Annotated in this window: 13 protein-coding genes; 12 read left to right on the forward strand and 1 reads right to left on the reverse strand. The window is 48.9% G+C overall.

What is annotated here, in order from left to right:
* Positions 1–10: 10 nt before the first annotated feature.
* The 12 genes from EXW96_RS07270 to EXW96_RS07325 all read left to right on the forward strand — a co-directional run bounded on the left by EXW96_RS07270 (position 11) and on the right by EXW96_RS07325 (position 14212).
* The gene (locus EXW96_RS07270) at positions 11–772 is read left to right on the forward strand and encodes an SDR family oxidoreductase (RefSeq protein ID WP_062409103.1); all 762 of its coding nucleotides are present in this window, start codon (positions 11–13) and stop codon (positions 770–772) included.
* Between the two features lie 78 nt (positions 773–850).
* A complete protein-coding gene (locus EXW96_RS07275) occupies positions 851–2104 on the forward strand; it encodes an enolase C-terminal domain-like protein (protein ID WP_174350232.1) in 1254 nt (417 codons plus the stop codon).
* A 165-nt stretch (positions 2105–2269) separates the two neighbouring features.
* On the forward strand, positions 2270–3409 hold the full coding sequence (locus tag EXW96_RS07280; RefSeq protein WP_174350233.1) for a response regulator transcription factor: 1140 nt from the start codon (positions 2270–2272) through the stop codon (positions 3407–3409).
* A gap of 11 nt (positions 3410–3420) precedes the next feature.
* Positions 3421–4416, forward strand: a complete 996-nt coding sequence (locus EXW96_RS07285) for a sugar-binding protein (protein WP_160327379.1) — start codon at positions 3421–3423, stop codon at positions 4414–4416.
* 36 nt (positions 4417–4452) lie between these two features.
* Positions 4453–5841 (forward strand): sensor histidine kinase, encoded by a 1389-nt coding sequence (locus EXW96_RS28275; protein ID WP_062409099.1) that lies wholly within the window; start codon positions 4453–4455, stop codon positions 5839–5841.
* 288 nt (positions 5842–6129) lie between these two features.
* Entirely contained in the window at positions 6130–7491 is a 1362-nt protein-coding gene (locus tag EXW96_RS07295) for an IS4 family transposase (RefSeq protein WP_174350234.1), read from the forward strand.
* Between the two features lie 48 nt (positions 7492–7539).
* Positions 7540–8559: a D-ribose ABC transporter substrate-binding protein gene (locus EXW96_RS07300; RefSeq protein ID WP_174350235.1), complete on the forward strand. Its 1020-nt coding sequence runs from the start codon at positions 7540–7542 to the stop codon at positions 8557–8559.
* A gap of 26 nt (positions 8560–8585) precedes the next feature.
* A complete protein-coding gene (locus EXW96_RS07305) occupies positions 8586–10157 on the forward strand; it encodes a sugar ABC transporter ATP-binding protein (RefSeq protein WP_174350236.1) in 1572 nt (523 codons plus the stop codon).
* A 20-nt stretch (positions 10158–10177) separates the two neighbouring features.
* Complete coding sequence (locus EXW96_RS07310; protein WP_062409096.1) at positions 10178–11209, forward strand: ABC transporter permease; 1032 nt, start codon at positions 10178–10180, stop codon at positions 11207–11209.
* Positions 11210–11222: 13 nt separating this feature from the next.
* Positions 11223–12188 carry a Gfo/Idh/MocA family protein gene (locus EXW96_RS07315; RefSeq protein ID WP_174350237.1) on the forward strand — a complete coding sequence of 322 codons (966 nt, stop codon included), beginning with the start codon at positions 11223–11225 and terminating at the stop codon, positions 12186–12188.
* Between the two features lie 50 nt (positions 12189–12238).
* The gene (locus EXW96_RS07320) at positions 12239–13273 is read left to right on the forward strand and encodes a zinc-dependent alcohol dehydrogenase (protein WP_062409094.1); all 1035 of its coding nucleotides are present in this window, start codon (positions 12239–12241) and stop codon (positions 13271–13273) included.
* 63 nt (positions 13274–13336) lie between these two features.
* Positions 13337–14212, forward strand: coding sequence for an SMP-30/gluconolactonase/LRE family protein (locus tag EXW96_RS07325; RefSeq protein ID WP_174350238.1), 876 nt, complete (start codon positions 13337–13339; stop codon positions 14210–14212).
* A gap of 67 nt (positions 14213–14279) precedes the next feature.
* Here EXW96_RS07325 and EXW96_RS07330 read toward each other — a convergent pair whose 3' ends face one another.
* The gene (locus EXW96_RS07330) at positions 14280–16169 is read right to left on the reverse strand and encodes a sigma-54-dependent Fis family transcriptional regulator (RefSeq protein ID WP_062409092.1); all 1890 of its coding nucleotides are present in this window, start codon (positions 16167–16169) and stop codon (positions 14280–14282) included.
* Positions 16170–16228 lie beyond the last annotated feature (59 nt).

A 16228-nucleotide genomic window follows, 5' to 3' on the forward strand; every position in this document is an offset into this window, starting at 1 on the left:
CGAGAACCCCATGACCATGAATGAATTTAGTCTAAAAGGAAAAGTAGCTGCAATCACTGGTGGAACCCGCGGCATTGGCCGGTCCATTGCTATAGGGATGGCAGAAGCGGGAGCGGATATTGCATTACTGCAGCGCTCGCCTGATCAGGTTTCCGTCAAACAAGAGATTGAACAGTTGGGCGTGAAATGTTCTATTGTTCCATGTGATTTATTTGATCTGCGTCAAGTGAAAGAAGCTATTCCTGCGGTAGTCAATACCTTTGGCAAGATCGATATCCTGGTTAACAATGCAGGTATTCAACGGCGCTCGCCTGCCGTTGATTTTTCAGAAGAAGATTGGGATGACGTTATACAAGTCAATTTAAAAGTGGTATGGCTGCTTTGTCAACAAGCGGGTAAATATATGGTTCCTCAAAAAAGCGGAAAAATCATCAATATCGCTTCCCTCGTATCGTTCCAAGGAGGTATTCTTGTTCCGGCTTATGCTTCCGCAAAGGGGGCTGTGGCTCAATTAACAAAAGCGTTAGCTAACGAATGGTCCCCGCACGGGGTTAATGTGAATGCGATCGTGCCGGGTTATATTGCCACGGACATGAATGAGGCTTTGATGAATGACCCTGTCCGGAGCAGGCAAATTCTCGAACGTATCCCTGCTGGAAGGTGGGGAAATCCAGACGATTTTAAAGCTCCTGCCGTTTTCCTTGCTTCAGAGGGGGCCAGATATGTTCATGGACACTTGCTTGCTGTTGACGGCGGCTGGCTTGGGCGCTAGCTGCGCAGAAAAAAATACGCCTCTGCTTTTCAGAAGAGCTGCAGGATAACTACACCCGTTAAAAGGAGGTCCATCAAGATGCTCAATTTGAAAATTGAAGATGTAAAAGTCATATTAACCGCTCCTGGCGGCATTGATTTGGTAGTAGTGAAGGTCGAAACGAATAAGAAGGGCTTGTATGGGCTCGGCTGCGCTACGTTTACCCAACGGATTTACGCTGTTCAATCTGCGATAGAGAATTATTTGAAGCCTTTCTTAATCGGTAAAGACCCATCTAGAATAGAGGATATATGGCAGAGTGCAAACGTAAGCGGCTATTGGAGAAATGGACCGATTATGAACAATGCTCTTTCTGGAATCGATATGGCTTTATGGGACCTTAAAGGGAAAATAGCCGATATGCCGGTCTATGAATTGTTAGGCGGCAAATGCCGTGACGGGGTTGCGTTGTACCGCCATGTTGATGGCAGCAATGAAATGGAAGTGGAGCGAAATGCCAGACAACTCATGGATGAGGGATATCAATATCTCCGCGTTCAGATGGGGATGTACGGCGGAAGCGGGACGGAAGACACACGTTTGATTGCCAAAGTCATTTCACGGGCATCGAATATTCAGTCTAAGCATTCGCCGGAGCATGTTCAACCCGGGGTTTATTTCGACCCGGAAGCCTACGCGAAAAGTATTGAACATTTATTTGCGCATCTGCGTGCAACCCTTGGATACAACATTGAACTGATCCATGACGTTCATGAAAGAATCGCACCGATTGAAGCGGTTCGATTGGCCAAGAAGCTGGAGCCTTACCATCTGTTCTATTTAGAAGATCCGACATCTCCTGAGAATTTGGATTGGATCGAACTGATTCGTCAGCAGACCAGTACACCGATCGCTATCGGGGAGCTTTTTACAAACGTGAACGAATGGAAGCCATTAATAGCCAAGCGTCAGATTGATTTTATTCGTGCCCATGTAAGCGCGATAGGGGGAATTACGCCCGCCAAAAAATTGGCTGTTTTTGGGGAGTTTTACGGTGTTAGAACAGCTTGGCACGGACCAGGAGATATTTCCCCTGTTGGCGCAGCGGCAAACTTGCACTTGTCTATAAGCACCCCCAACTTCGGTATTCAGGAGTGGACGCCGCTTAATGAGCAGCTGCAAACCGTTTTTCCAGGCTGTCCGATTGTTAAAAATGGATATGCTTACTTGAGCGACCGGCCTGGGCTTGGTATAGATATCATCGAGGAAGAGGCGACCAAATACCCTTGTCAAGGGACGATTCCAATGTGGACGTTAGCACGTACGCCGGACGGAACAGCGGTCAAGCCTTGAGTCTAACTGGTCATACCCATGCCTCCCTGTGCACGTAGTATATGTTTAGATAAGGACCTGGCCAGCGGCCAGGTTTTTCTTATTTTCGCTTGCGGAAAATGGTGTATAATCAAAGTGTGAATAGTAAAATATTTCCTAAAACTCTTGTATGTTAAGGAGGTTGCAATGGCTGAAACTTGCTTTATTGTGGACGATGAGCCCATCGAAGCAAAGGCACTCGAATGGATTTTAAAGGATGCCTTTCCTGAGCTTACAGTGTATCGGGAAACAAGCGGAAGAAGGATACTGGAATTGGCGGAAGCCTGTAAACCGGACTTGCTGATTGCAGATATCCAGATGCCCGGGATTAATGGCCTGGACTTGATTCACGAATTGAAGGATTCGTTTCCTAAATTGAAAGTGATCCTGATTTCGGCGTACGAAGAATTCGAATATGCCCAGCGTGCGATCCAACTGGAGGTCAAACATTATTTGGTCAAGCCGGCCGGCAGGGAAGAAATCGTACGGACGGTTCGAAGCACATTGGATGAATGCAGAAAGGAACGGAAAGTACGAACGGAACACATCTTGAACCGGGAACGGTTCCAGTTAACGAACCATTTTTTGCAGAAGGAATTATTCAATGGACTGATCCAAGGAACCTTAAATGATGCCAATTTTCAGGAAATGAGACAGCTGCTCGGCATCGATGAAATGCCCGGATACCTGGTAACGTTCAAGCCAATGGGCAGCAGCGGGATGGAGGCGGCCCAAGAGCTCATTCGAAAGTGGAAAGTGCTGTTTCCTGTTGTGCTGGAATTGGCTTTGGGGGAAATGAAGCTGGCGCTGATCTTCTCATCCGAACTTCCTTTGCAGGTAACGGCTGAGCTTGACAAAAATATAAAGCGCTTCCAAAACCAAAAGCAGCCGGGTCTGGTATGGGAAATCCAGCCTGTCGGAACTGAGCTGTCGGCAGTAAGAGAAGCTTTTCGCAGGGTGCTGCTTCAGCTGCGGGGAGACAATCAATTGAAGCTGAAAGTGGAGGATTATATCCGGAAAAACTATCACCGGGACTTGAGGGTGGAAGAGATGGCGGCGTATGCCCGGTTCTCCGTAAATTATTTCAGCAAGTGGTTTAAAAAAAGCTTCGGAGAGACGTTTTCCGAATATCTTACGGCATACCGGGTCGAGCAGGCGGCCGCTTTATTGAGACTAAAAAACGGAGCCAGTATTAAAGAGGTAAGCTTTCAGGTAGGCTTTCATGATCCGAATTATTTTAGCCGCGTGTTTAAAAAAATCAAGGGGAAGAACCCAAGCGAGGTCTGATGGAGATTAAAGTGAAACAGATCTGGTTTCTGTATTTCGTTTTGTTCGCGGCGCTGTTGTCAGGTTCATTCTGGTTAGGGATATCCTTTTATCAATCGTGGGAATTGGCGAAGGATGCGAGGCGGCACTTTACGGAGAATGCGAATCCGGTCAAGCAAAAGCAAATTTTACTGGTATCCGAGGAAGCCAAGCACCCCTACTGGGATGTGGTTCTTAAAGGGGCGCAGGCTGCCGCGGGAGAGGATCTGCGGATTGATCTGCAGGGGCCCTACCGGGCAAGCATCGAAGAGCATCGTCTTCTCATTGAGAGAGCGATCGCTTCTAAAGTGGATGGCATCATCACTCAGGGGCTGGATGACGTGTTTGTTCCCGTCATCAATAAAGCGGTGGAAGCCGGCATTCCTTTGATTACGATTGACACGGACGCCCCACAGAGCAAGCGATTGGCATTTGTCGGCACGGACAATTATCGGGCGGGCGTGCAAATCGGAAACTACCTGAAAGCGCACCGGCATGATCCTGCTCATATCGGCATCATTTCGGGAAATCCCGAAGGGCAGCATATGAAGCTGCGGATCGAAGGGTTCAAGGAGGCCATCAAGGACCGCAGGGATTTTACGATTGTCGCTTTGGAGGGTTCGCAAATCAGCAAGCTGGAAGCGGTAAAAAAGGCATACGAGATGTTGAAGGAGCACCCGGACATTAATGTGATGTTCGGTGTAAGCGCTTTAGACGGTCCGGGAATTGCGCAAGCGGTGAACAAGTACTTTCCGGCACGCCAGATCGATATCATTGCTTTTGATGATTTGCCGGAAACCGTAGAGCTGATTAAGCAGGGCGTGATTCAAGCGGCAGTCCAGCAGAAGTCATATTTGATGGGCTTTAAAAGCGTGGAATTGATGAGAAGAATTATACATCGGAAGCCGGTATCCCCGATGAACTATACGGAATCGTTCATTATCGACCGCTCGTCTATGGATGCCTATTTGCAGACAAGAGAGGAGTGAAGGCCTATCCGGATTTACAAAAAGGTATTTATCTATGTGATTATTTTCAGCGCCTTTTTTAACGGGCTGATGTTTATCATTTATTATAATTTCACACAGCATCTCGATAATTATGAAATGATCTTAAGAAGCTTTGTCCGAATGAACGACATTGCCAATACGGTGGAAGCCACGCAAAGCTCTTTGAATCAATATTTAAGCAGGGGCTACGAGAAAGATCGTGATGATCTCACAGCCGGGCTCCGTTTGCTGAACGATTACGCAGCAACCATGGAGCAAGAAACGTTTTTGCACAACAGCCAATTCCAGCTACTTCAATTGACCCATTTGCTGGATCGTTTTCAACAGGAGGTGGAAGTGAGCGTCACATACTATGATCGGCAGGAGATTGATGCCTATACGGCGCATTATGATGAATCGTTCAAGCTGGCCGGATTTATTATGGACAACACGAGAAATATAACAAGCTCTGAATTGACCTCCTATCGGGAGCAGTTTGTTAAAATTACAGAAAGCAAGCATTTGTTTCAGATCATGGGAAGAACCATGTTTTTCGTTTCCATTGTGATTAGTATTCTGTATTCCCTGTTTATTTTTCACGGTGTTTCTTTGCCGTTGAGAAAATTGGCGGCGCGCTCCCGCAAAATATCGTCGGGCGATTTTAATGTAAGCGACATATCTCTGGAACGAAAGGATGAGATCGGCGAATTGATGGCGGCCTATGTGGTCATGGGCCACAATATCGAGCGGCTGCTAAGAGAAGTCAAAAGCCAGGAGGAATATAAAAGGCTGCTGCAGGAGATGGAGTTAAAAGCGCTGCAAAGTCAAATGAATCCTCACTTTCTGTTCAATACGTTAAATATTATATCCCGGCTGGCCTTCATGGAAAAAGCCTACAAAACGGAAGATTTGATGATGAACCTGTCCAAGCTGCTGAGATATCATCTGAAAAAAGTAGAGAGCCGGGTAACGCTGCGGGAAGAACTGGATATTATCCATAAGTACCTTTATATTCAAAAAGTCAGATTTCAGGATCAGATTGACATTCAATTCGAAGTGGATGAAGCCTGTCTGGATATTGAAATGCCGTCGTTGACCCTTCAGCCCATTGTCGAAAATATTTTTGTTCACGGTATTCAATCTGCGGAAACGATCACCCGAATCCGAATTCACATTTATCGGGACGAGGGCTGCGAAAAGATCGAGATCCATGACAATGGAGCGGGAATGTCCCGCGAAACCATTGAACGTTTGCTGAATGTAAATTCCGAATCCTATGGCTTGGGACTTGGTATTCAAAATGTCATCCGGCGTTTGCGTATCTTTTACCAAACGTCTGACGTCATCTCCATTCATAGTGAAATGGGATCGGGAACCTGCATCAGGCTGAACTTGCCTCGTCATCGGCATTATCAGATCGTTTAAAGCCGCGTAAGCGGCTTTTTCCTATTGGAACAAAAATCCAGAGCGTGGCAAATAAATGCTAGAAAAGGGTTGGAATAGTCAGAATATTGGAACAATCGTGTAGAGTCATTTTGACCGGGCTTTGTTACATTCTCAACTTTCGCACCTAGAAAATCAATGTAAAACCAATTGTAGAGCGGGCTTAAGGTCTGTTGAATAGCCAGCTTGCACAAATAGAAAAACACCACTTCGTTTGGTAAAGTGAGAGTGACGAACAATCACCACCAGACAGAAGAGGTGTCTTCCATCATGATAGACCATCAGCCCGACCTGAATCAACTGCCAAACGAATTAAAGCCCGCTTTTCAAGAACTGAAAGTGCTGAAACATCTTCAGCAAGCCGGGTTCCGTAAGCGATTCGGCTTTAGCTGTGCTCGGCTGTTCCAACTCGTCTTCGTTCTGCTGTTTCACCAGAAGAATTGGTTCCGACTGCTCGAGAGCAGCAAGGGCGACGCATTTCCCGGCAAGGAGGATGCCGTCTATCGTTTCCTCAACCATGCAGGCTTTGCCTGGCGTCGTTTTCTGACGTCGCTCAGCGTCGCGACGGTGCAGAAGGTCAACGTGCTTACGTCGTCCAATCGGGACACCGTCTTCATCGTCGACGACTCCATGTTCGAGCGCAACCGCAGCAAAGCCGTCGAGTTGCTGGCCAGGTTCAAAGATCATGCTACCGGCGCTTATTACAAGGGCTTTCGCATGCTCACCATGGGATGGTCCGACGGCCATACGTTTCTGCCGCTGGACTTCACACTGCTCAGTTCCAGCAAATCTGCCATTAACGGCATGAACGAGAAGATCGACAAACGGACGAACGGCTATAAGCGACGTCAAGAAGCACTCCTGCCGGCTCCGCAGGTAATCGTATCGATGTTGGATCGTGCGCTTACCGCTGGAGCCACGGCCTCCTACGTCTTGATGGACAGTTGGTTCACGCACGCGCCCCTCATTGGCGAAATCGTTTCTCGCGGGCTCGACGTGATCGGCATGGTCAAGAACGACAATAAGCGTTTCCTTGTTCAAGGCCGGAAGCTGTCGCTCAAAGAACTATATGCGGCAGCGTCTCCGGTGCAGAGTAAGAAACGGGGCATCCTCCGTTCGATTCAAACCGAGCTTGCCCCCGGCATACCGGTTCGCGTGGTATTCGTCCGTCATCGTACGAAGAAGAATGAATGGCTCGCGGTACTGTCGACGGATCTTTCCCTCTCCGTGGAGGACGTGATCCGTATTTACGGGATCCGCTGGGACATCGAGGTCTTCTTCAAGTGCACCAAGTCGCTGCTTCGTTTGCAGAAAGAGTTTCAAGGTCGCTCCTATGATTTGCTGATTAGCCATACGACCATTGTGTTTTCACGCTATATTCTGCTGGCATGGCAGCACCGGCAAAGTACAGATGCTCGCTCGTTCGGCGGCTTGTTTTATGTTTTGTGCGACGAAGTTGGCACGTTGGACTGGGCGATCGCCTTGCAGCAACTGCTCGATCTGATCAACGAAACCGCAACGAAAGCAGGAAAAAAGCTTTCGGCTCTGATTCAACGTCAACTCCAGCAATGGATTGCCGCTTTACCCAACTACATTAAGGCTTGTTTGCCCATTTCATGCTGCGAAAGTTGAGTTACATTGAATTCAGCAATGAAAACATGATATGAGGGGTGTGCCATCATGAAAAAAGGATTTACCGCTATGCTCATTTTATTGCTCGTATTTCTAACGGCTTGTTCCGGTTCCGCTCCTTCCGGATCCAATGTAAGCGCAACCAACCAACCTCCAACGCCTGCGCCTCAAGGCGGCGGTACTGCGGATAAGAAGCTCGTCATCGGAACGTCGGTGCCGTCGCTCGAATTTACGTTCTTTGTAGCCGCCCAGAAGTCATGGCAGGAGACAGCCAAGGAATTAGGCGTGGAAGCGCCCTTCTACAATGCAGAGAATAATCAGGCGAAGCAGAACAGAGATGTGGAGGATATGATTGTCAAAAAGGTAAATGCCATCGTTCTCATTCCGATTACAACCGAAGGCGTAACCCCGGCGATCAAAGCGGCCAATGAAGCAGGCATCCCCGTCTTTACGGTAGACCGCAGCGTCACCTCCAAGGATGCCAAGGTTGTCGCGCATATCGGGACCAACCATGAGGATATGGGGGAAAATGCCGCCAAGCTGTTCCTCAAGGGATTGGAAGAAAAATATCCGAACGAGCCGGTATGGAATGTGGCTGAGCTTCAAGGTACACCCGGTTCGTCTGCGGCGATCGAGCGCGGGAAAGGGATTCACAATATACTCGAAAACAATCCCAAGGTGAAGATTGTAGCCAGCTTAAACGGAGAATTTCAATCCACCACTGCGATGCGGGCTGCAGAGAATATCCTGACCGCCAATAAAACTTTGCACGGTTTCATTGCTCATAACGACATGATGATTGAAGGGGCATGGCAGGCGGCCAAGGCGGCAAACCGCGATACGCAGCTCATTATGGTAGGGATGGATGGCCAGAAATCGACTGTAGAAAAAATCAAGTCGGGAGAAATATACGGTTCGGCACTGCAATATCCAAGCATGCTCGGGGACGGGTTAAAGACAGCAGTGAAGCATTTAAATCAGGAGAAGGTGGAGGAGCAGGTATGGGTTCCTACAGATCTTATCGATCAAGCCAATGCGGATGACATGCTGAAAACAAAGGCTTGGTAATCCATGCGGGGAGCTCTATCGGGGGCATGATAGAGCTTCCGCTTTCATTGAAAACGATCATGGAAAGGGGAGCGGGAATGTCCCGACGGGTAGAAAAGGAATGCGCGCTGTTTACAAAGCATATTGGCAAGCAGTTCAACGGGATAACGGTGCTCCAGGATATCAATTTATCCATATACAAAGGCGAGATTCATACACTATTGGGTGCCAATGGCGCCGGGAAAAGCACTTTGATTAAAATTATCGACGGGATTTATACGGATTACGAAGGGGAAATCTATGTCAACAACCGGCGGGCCGAGATGAAAAACAGCGAGGATGCGAGGCTACTGGGCATCGGCATGGTTCATCAGGAGCTAAGCCTGATCCCGCAGCTGAATGTGGCTGAGAACATCTATCTTGGGCGCTTGCCGCGAAATTCGATCGGCTTGGTCCATTACAAAAAGCTGCACGAAAATGCGCAGCAGCTTCTTGCTCTGCTGAATTTAACGATCTCTACCAATGATTTGGTCGGCCGGCTAAGTATTGCTGACCGGCAAATGGTCGAGATCGCCAAGATGCTTTCCATGAATGCGGAAATCCTGCTGCTGGACGAACCGACCTCCGCTTTAAGCGACAAAGAAGTGACCCGATTGTTTGAAACGCTCCGTCAGCTGAAGGCAAGCGGCAAAGCGATCATATTCATCACGCATAAGCTGGAAGAAATTTATGCCATATCTGACAAGGTGACCATTATGCGTGACGGACAACAAATCGAAACCTTGGATTTATCCGTTAAAAGTCCGGATCTCGAAAAGAACCTGATTTCTTTAATGACGGGTACGGAGCATCATGCAGAAACGATATATCCCGGGAAGGGAAGCGTGCAAGAAGAGATTGTTTTTCGAATTGAGCAGTATACCGGACGAAACTTTCATCATATTTCACTGGAGGTTCGCAAAGGGGAAATCCTGGGGATTGCCGGCTTGAACGGGGCAGGCCGTACGGAGCTGGCGCGTGCGATTTTCGGAGCAGACAGGAAGGACTCGGGAAATACGTATCTCAACGGCCGGCCCATTGTCATTAAAAGCCCTATGGATGCGATTAAACAGGGAATTGCCATGATTACGGAGGATCGTAAAAAAGAAGGCTTCATCGGCTGCCTGGGGGTCAAGGAAAATATTAATTTAACGACGATCCGCGATACGGTCAGGCATCTGCTGCTTCATCGCCGTCTGGAAATACAAAAGGCCAAAAAGTATATAAGCAAGCTCAATATTAAAACCTTTTCCGAGCATGTTCCGGTCCGCAATTTGAGCGGAGGCAACCAGCAAAAGGTCATTTTGGCCAAATGGCTGGCGCTGGATTGCAAGCTGATGATTTTGGATGAGCCCACCAAAGGAATTGATGTCAAAGCGAAATCGGAGATCTATCAACTGATGAGGGAGCTGGCCGAGCAGGGGATCGCCATTATATTTATTTCATCGGAATTTACGGAGCTGATCGGCATGGCGGATCGCGTATTGGTCATGAATCACGGAAAGATCGTCCATGAGCTAAGGAATGAACAGATCACGAAGGAAAATATAATGAATCATATCTTCAAGGATGTGGTCTAGCTGGGAAAGGGGGATAACAGATGGCTGTATCGAACAAAGAAAGTAAGCTGAACCAACATCTCCAACGGTCTTCGGAAGTCCCTCTCGGGAGCAGAGGACTTCGGCAGCTGGATATGACAACGATAGGTCCGTTAATCGGCTTGTTCCTTATTATCATCGTCTTTTCCATCCTTGCCGAAAGCTTTCTTTCTGTAGCGAATATCCTTAACATTTTAAGACAGTCGGCGATTATCGGCATTATGGCCATTGGGGTAACCTTTGTCATTATTACGGCTGAAATTGATTTAAGCATCGCGAGCATTATGACATTCAGCGGTTTAGTTGCGGGCGCTCTTAGCACCGGAGGCTTTGGATTAGGCGTTGCGCTGCCGGTTTGGCTTGCGATCATCTGCACATTGTTCATCGGGGCTATGGTCGGGGCGGTTTCCGGATTTGCCAACGCCAAATTAAAAATACCTACCTTTATGGCAACGCTGTCGATGATGTTTATCGTGGACGGGATCAGCTTATGGTTTTCGGGCGCTCAACCGTTGTACGGCATTCCCGACCGTCTCCAATGGTTCGGTTCGGGCAAAGTATTCGGCATTCCGTCCATTGTCCTTGTTTTTGCAGTGATCTTTGTGATCAGCCACATCATCTTAAGCAGGACGGTGTTCGGAAGAAATGTTTACGCGATCGGGGGCAATGAAGAAGCGGCGAAAATGTCGGGGATCAACGTCGCCAAATATAAAGTACTGGTGCTAACCATCAGCGGCATATTGGCTGCTCTCGCCGGCATTCTCATGCTCGGGCGGATCGGGAGTGCTCAGGTGACAGCCGGGGTCGGTTTGCAGCTTCCTCCGATTGCCGCGGTCATCCTGGGCGGAACCTCGCTGTTCGGCGGAGTGGGCAGCATGTGGAGGACGCTGGTCGGCGTATTGTTAATGGGCGTTCTGGTCAACGGATTAAATCTGCTAGGGGTTGGGTCCGCCGGGCAAAACCTGGCTACGGGCATCGTCTTATTTGTCGCGGTGGCGGCCAATGTGATGGGCTCCTCCAAAACTAAAGGATAGGGAAGGGATACGAATGAGCAAGCATCGGATAGGTTTCATTGGGACAGGGGCGGTGGCCGAACTGCATCAGCTGTCCGTTGATAAGCTGGAGCATGCGGAATTGGCCGGAATAACGGATTTGAATCAAGAGCGGCTGAGCAGAAGGGAAAAGGAATGGCAGGCCAAGGCTTATCCCGATGCCCGTGCGCTGATTGAATCCGATGAAATAGACATCATCTATATCCTGTCTCCGGTGGAGGCCCATTATGAACAGGCTGTTCAGGCTTTGAAAGCCGGCAAGCACGTACTGATCGAAAAGCCCGTTGCCATGACCGTAGAGCAGATCCGCGAGATCGGTCGGGTGGCGCAGGAAATGAACCGTGTATGCTTTCCCGCTCACAATTATATCTACCATCCGGAAATGATCAAGATGAAGCGCTACATCGAAGAAGGGGCGCTCGGGCAAATATGCAGCGCCTGGTTCACATTTATCATTCATCATAGCGAGGAGCTGGCTTCACACTATCCGGGCGTGATCCGGCAAATCATGACCCATCACCTGTATACGACCCTCTATTTGCTGGGGAAGCCTGAGGCGATGAGCTGTTCCGCGACGAAACTGCACTATCAAACACTGGAACGCGAGGATCAATCGGTTATGCTGCTGGAAATGCCGGGCGGCGCACAAGCGGTTCTCTTTTCAAGCTTTGCTTGTGACGACGATACGAGCAGTCCGTGGACGTACCTGGTCAAGGTGTTGGGTACCCAGGGAGGAATGAATTATTCCTGGAGAGATGTGCTGTACAACCGGGCGATCGGTACGCTTGGCAAAGCCTATCCCAAATATGAGGAATTGTTTTTCTATGAGTCTGAATACTTTATTAATGAATGCATCGACAAGGGGAAGGCTCCGTTATCTACTTTGCAGGATGCGGCGGTGGTTCAGCACATGGTTGAGCTGGCCGAAGCCAATTTGGGCAAACATATGATCTCCTGCTGATGAACGGATAATAAGCGGCATGGAAATAAGCAGGTAGAGAGGAGCTTGGCATGAGATTGGCGAAAACGATGCAAGCGGTGCAAATCACAGGTCCGAGAATCATTCGCTGCGGCGAACTGGAAGTGCCTGTCTGCAGGGAGGATGAAGTTCTGGTCAAAGTCCATTGTTTAGGCGTCTGCGCTACAGATTTGGAAATCTATCAAGGGACGATGGTCTATTTTCAAACGAATCAATCCTCCTTTCCCGTCATTCCGGGTCATGAGTGGTCGGGGGAAATCATCGCCTTAGGCAGCGAGGTACAGGATTTTAATGTAGGTGACCGGGTCGTTGGGGAGACAACGATAGCGTGCGGGCATTGCTCTTATTGTCAAAAGGGGAGGTATAATCTGTGCCCCAAACGATTGGAAAACGGAGTGCTGGGCAAAGACGGAGCGGCTGCGGAGTACATGGTTTATCCGGCCCATGCGCTTCACCGTTTTGATGCTTCTCTTTCGTATGAGGAAGCTTGCCTGATCGAGCCTGCGGCCGTGGCCTTCCGTGGAGTAAGCAAAATATCGATTACTCCCGAGGATACGGTGGCGGTGATCGGGGCGGGCCCTGTCGGGCTGCTTGCCGTACAGATGGCGAAGGCGTTCGGTGCGAAAAAAGTGGTTCTCTTCGATATCCGCCACCGCCGTTTGGAAATGGGGTTACGCCTCGGTGCGGACGAAACGATGAATGTAAAAGACGGGACAAGGACGGATTTATTTACGGCGGTGGTGGAAGCGACCGGAAATGCTTCCGTTGTGGAATCGCTATTGGACTATATCGTGCCGGGAGGGCGGATTAGTTTGCTTGGATTGTGCGGAGGTAAACGGGCTGCTTTTGACGTGGATCAGTTCGTAACCTACGATCTTGAAATGCATGGGTCATTAGGCAGTCCCGGCGTATGGAAAACCGTGATCGAACTGCTGCAGTCCGGTAAAATAAATACGGCGCCGCTCATCAGTCACCGGTTTGAACTTCACGAATTGGAAAAAGCATTCCAGCTTATGGAGAATAAGGACCCGGATATATTAAAAATCGTGCTCAACGTGGCACGCTGAAATGAATGGAGGCCCGGATAGGGATCGGTGTCCCGATGTTCATTCTGGAGAGGAGAGGATACGATGCATGCAGTAGAACTGGTGCTTGATGTGAAGAATACGCTGGGAGAAGGTCCGGCCTGGGATCATGACAGACAACTTCTGTATTGGGTAGATATCATTGAAGGCAAGATTTGGAGCTTTGATCCGGAAACGAACCAAAGCCGTTTCATTGAAGTAGACCGAATGGTTGGCGCCGCAGTTCCGAAAGCTTCGGGGGGATTCATTGTGGCTGCACAGCATGGCTTCTACAGGTTGAACCCGGCTTCGGACTCATTGATCCCGATCGCCGAGCCGGAAACCGGTCGGCCCAACAACCGCTTCAATGACGGCAAATGTGATGCAAAGGGACGTTTTTGGGCCGGCACGATGGATCATAACCAGGAAGAAATTAGCGGAGCGCTTTATTGTCTGGATCAGAATCTCCAGGTAAGAAAAGTACTTGATGGCGTGGGGATCTCCAATGGCTTGGCCTGGGATAAAGAAAATAAAACGATGTTTTATATTGATTCGGTAACGAAGCAGGTGGCCGCCTTCGATTATGATCTGGAGAGCGGCTCCATTCGTAACAAGCGGACGGTCGTCACCATACCGGAGGGAGAAGGCATACCTGACGGAATGACGATTGACGACGAAGGGATGCTGTGGGTGGCGCAATGGGAAGGCGCTCGAGTTTCGCGTTGGAATCCGGCTACCGGGCAGAGATTGGACTCGATTGCATTGCCTGCTTCCAAGGTCACTTCCGTTGTATTCGGGGGAAAGCATCTGGATGAGCTGTATATTACAACGGCAAGAGTAGGTTTAAGTGAAGAAGAATTGGAGAAGCAGCCGCATGCGGGGGGACTTTTCCGCGTCAAGCTGGGCATCAAAGGCTCGCCGACCTATCGTTTCGAGGGGTAGGCGGGAAGCAAAGCAGCCGCCCCTGGTGTGGAAACGGAGGCGGCTGCGAATCTGTTTTTGGCGCCAATCATATATTAAACTTCCGAAGTCTTTTATAAAAAGTGCTCCGGGGTATACCTAATAATTGAGCGGCCATCGTTACATTGCCTTTCGTTTTTTGTAAAGCTTCCGTCATCTGCTCCTTTTGGATTTGATCACGCAAGCTGCAGGGTGCCGGTTCATTTGCCGGGATATGGGTGTTGTTTTGTTCCAGTGAAGGATTTGAAGATAGAGCTCCGCGGATATTTAATCTGTCCAGAACATGCATTGTTTCCAAAGGGGCGATCTCTTCACCCTGGGATACAATGTGCAAACGTTCAAGCACATTGATCAGTTCCCGTATATTGCCGGGCCAATGGTATTCCAATAACCGCTCGAATAATGCCGGATGCAAGGGGATGTTCCATTGATGCTTGCCGCAAAAATATCGGACCAGGTACGGTATGTCTTCTTTCCTTTCACGCAAAGGCGGGACATCGATCGGATAAACATGGAGACGATAATACAAGTCTTCACGAAATTTCCCATCCTTAACAAGCTGGCCAAGGTCGCGATGCGTAGCTGTAATGATTCTGATATCGACAGGAATCTCTTTGGCGCTTCCAAGAGGAACGACTTTTCGTTCCTGGAGAACGCGTAAAAGTGCAACTTGCATCGAATGGGGAATTTCTCCAATCTCATCGAGAAATAAGGTCCCCTGATTCGCTTGTTCAAATTTCCCCTTATACCCATGGCGCCGTGCGCCTGTAAAAGCTCCTTCCGCATAGCCAAACAATTCGCTTTCCATCAGATCCTTTGGAATCGCTCCGCAATTTACAGCCACAAAGGGTCCGTTTTTCCGAGAACTGTTCTCATGGATGGTTCGGGCAATGACTTCTTTTCCAGTTCCTGTTTCTCCTGAAATATAAACACTGGTGTCGGAGGGGGCCACCCGTTTCATTTCGTCCAGTGTGCGTTGAAAAGCTTGGCTTATACCTTTTTCTCCTTTAAATTCAAACGGGGTAGAGGGAACCTGAGAGATGAAACACAGGGGGGCCGGCTTTATTTTCGCCTCTATGAAATGGACGGCACTTCCGATGATTCCGTTATGAACATTGGAATAGATGGGGATCTCCATTTGAAGCGCGTATCCATATTCCATGAAGTCATGAGGTTTTGACCCTATCCATCCCGGCATGTTATGACGAATCGGTTTGCTGGCGCATACCACGACTTGCTTATTGTTGCAAATGACGACAGGCCGATCCGTTTCAATGATATCCATGGAACGCTGGATGAGCTCCATCTCATCCTTATGATGGCGTATACTGATTTCACGTTCAATCGAATAAGCAACGGAAGTCACCATCCCGAGCATATAAGGATGGGCACGGTCGACCGGACACGAAACATCGAGGATGCCGATGAGCTTTCCGTCATCGTGGCGAATGGGAGCGGCAGAACAACTCCAGCGATGGGAAGCCACCGAATAGTGTTCCGTACCCGTTACCATGATGGGTTCTTCCGTCGATAAAGCTGTACCGATGGCATTCGTGCCGACTTCGCCCTCCGTCCATCGAACTCCTTCGACAAAATTCATTTTGGATGCGGCCATTTGAACATCTTTATTGCCCGAAATGGATAGAACATAACCTTCCGGATCAATCAATAATGCGATCATGCCCAAATCATTCGCAAAGGAATTCATTCGCTGCAGATGAGGCAGAGCGATATCCTGAAGCAGTGCATTTTTGGCCATTTGGCAGCGAAGCAGATCATCGTTTAAAATCGATCTGCCCTTATCCAGATGAGGATTCACATGCGCGTTCCTGGAACGGTACCAAGATTCAACGATCCTTTGATTGAGGCGCGATGAATCAAGCACACCTTCCCGAACGAAGCGATTCCAAATATCAAGGTTGAATGCGCTTTCAAACATTTTACCCGCTCCTCTGAAATTATGTCGCAGCATATAACTTCAAAGTTTACGTAGGCATG

Source organism: Paenibacillus sp. JMULE4 (genome assembly GCF_013337105.1).
Taxonomy (GTDB): Bacteria; Bacillota; Bacilli; order Paenibacillales; family NBRC-103111; genus Paenibacillus_G; species Paenibacillus_G naphthalenovorans.

What these genes read in the sequence shown, in the direction of transcription:
- EXW96_RS07295 (WP_174350234.1), top strand. Translation starts at nt 6,130, where the DNA reads ATGATAGACCATCAGCCCGACCTGAATCAACTGCCAAACGAATTAAAG.
- EXW96_RS07300 (WP_174350235.1), top strand. Translation starts at nt 7,540, where the DNA reads ATGAAAAAAGGATTTACCGCTATGCTCATTTTATTGCTCGTATTTCTA.
- EXW96_RS07280 (WP_174350233.1), top strand. Translation starts at nt 2,270, where the DNA reads ATGGCTGAAACTTGCTTTATTGTGGACGATGAGCCCATCGAAGCAAAG.
- EXW96_RS07325 (WP_174350238.1), top strand. Translation starts at nt 13,337, where the DNA reads ATGCATGCAGTAGAACTGGTGCTTGATGTGAAGAATACGCTGGGAGAA.
- EXW96_RS07305 (WP_174350236.1), top strand. Translation starts at nt 8,586, where the DNA reads ATGATAGAGCTTCCGCTTTCATTGAAAACGATCATGGAAAGGGGAGCG.
- EXW96_RS07315 (WP_174350237.1), top strand. Translation starts at nt 11,223, where the DNA reads ATGAGCAAGCATCGGATAGGTTTCATTGGGACAGGGGCGGTGGCCGAA.
- EXW96_RS07310 (WP_062409096.1), top strand. Translation starts at nt 10,178, where the DNA reads ATGGCTGTATCGAACAAAGAAAGTAAGCTGAACCAACATCTCCAACGG.
- EXW96_RS07320 (WP_062409094.1), top strand. Translation starts at nt 12,239, where the DNA reads ATGAGATTGGCGAAAACGATGCAAGCGGTGCAAATCACAGGTCCGAGA.
- EXW96_RS07270 (WP_062409103.1), top strand. Translation starts at nt 11, where the DNA reads ATGACCATGAATGAATTTAGTCTAAAAGGAAAAGTAGCTGCAATCACT.
- EXW96_RS07275 (WP_174350232.1), top strand. Translation starts at nt 851, where the DNA reads ATGCTCAATTTGAAAATTGAAGATGTAAAAGTCATATTAACCGCTCCT.
- EXW96_RS07330 (WP_062409092.1), bottom strand. Translation starts at nt 16,169, where the DNA reads ATGTTTGAAAGCGCATTCAACCTTGATATTTGGAATCGCTTCGTTCGG.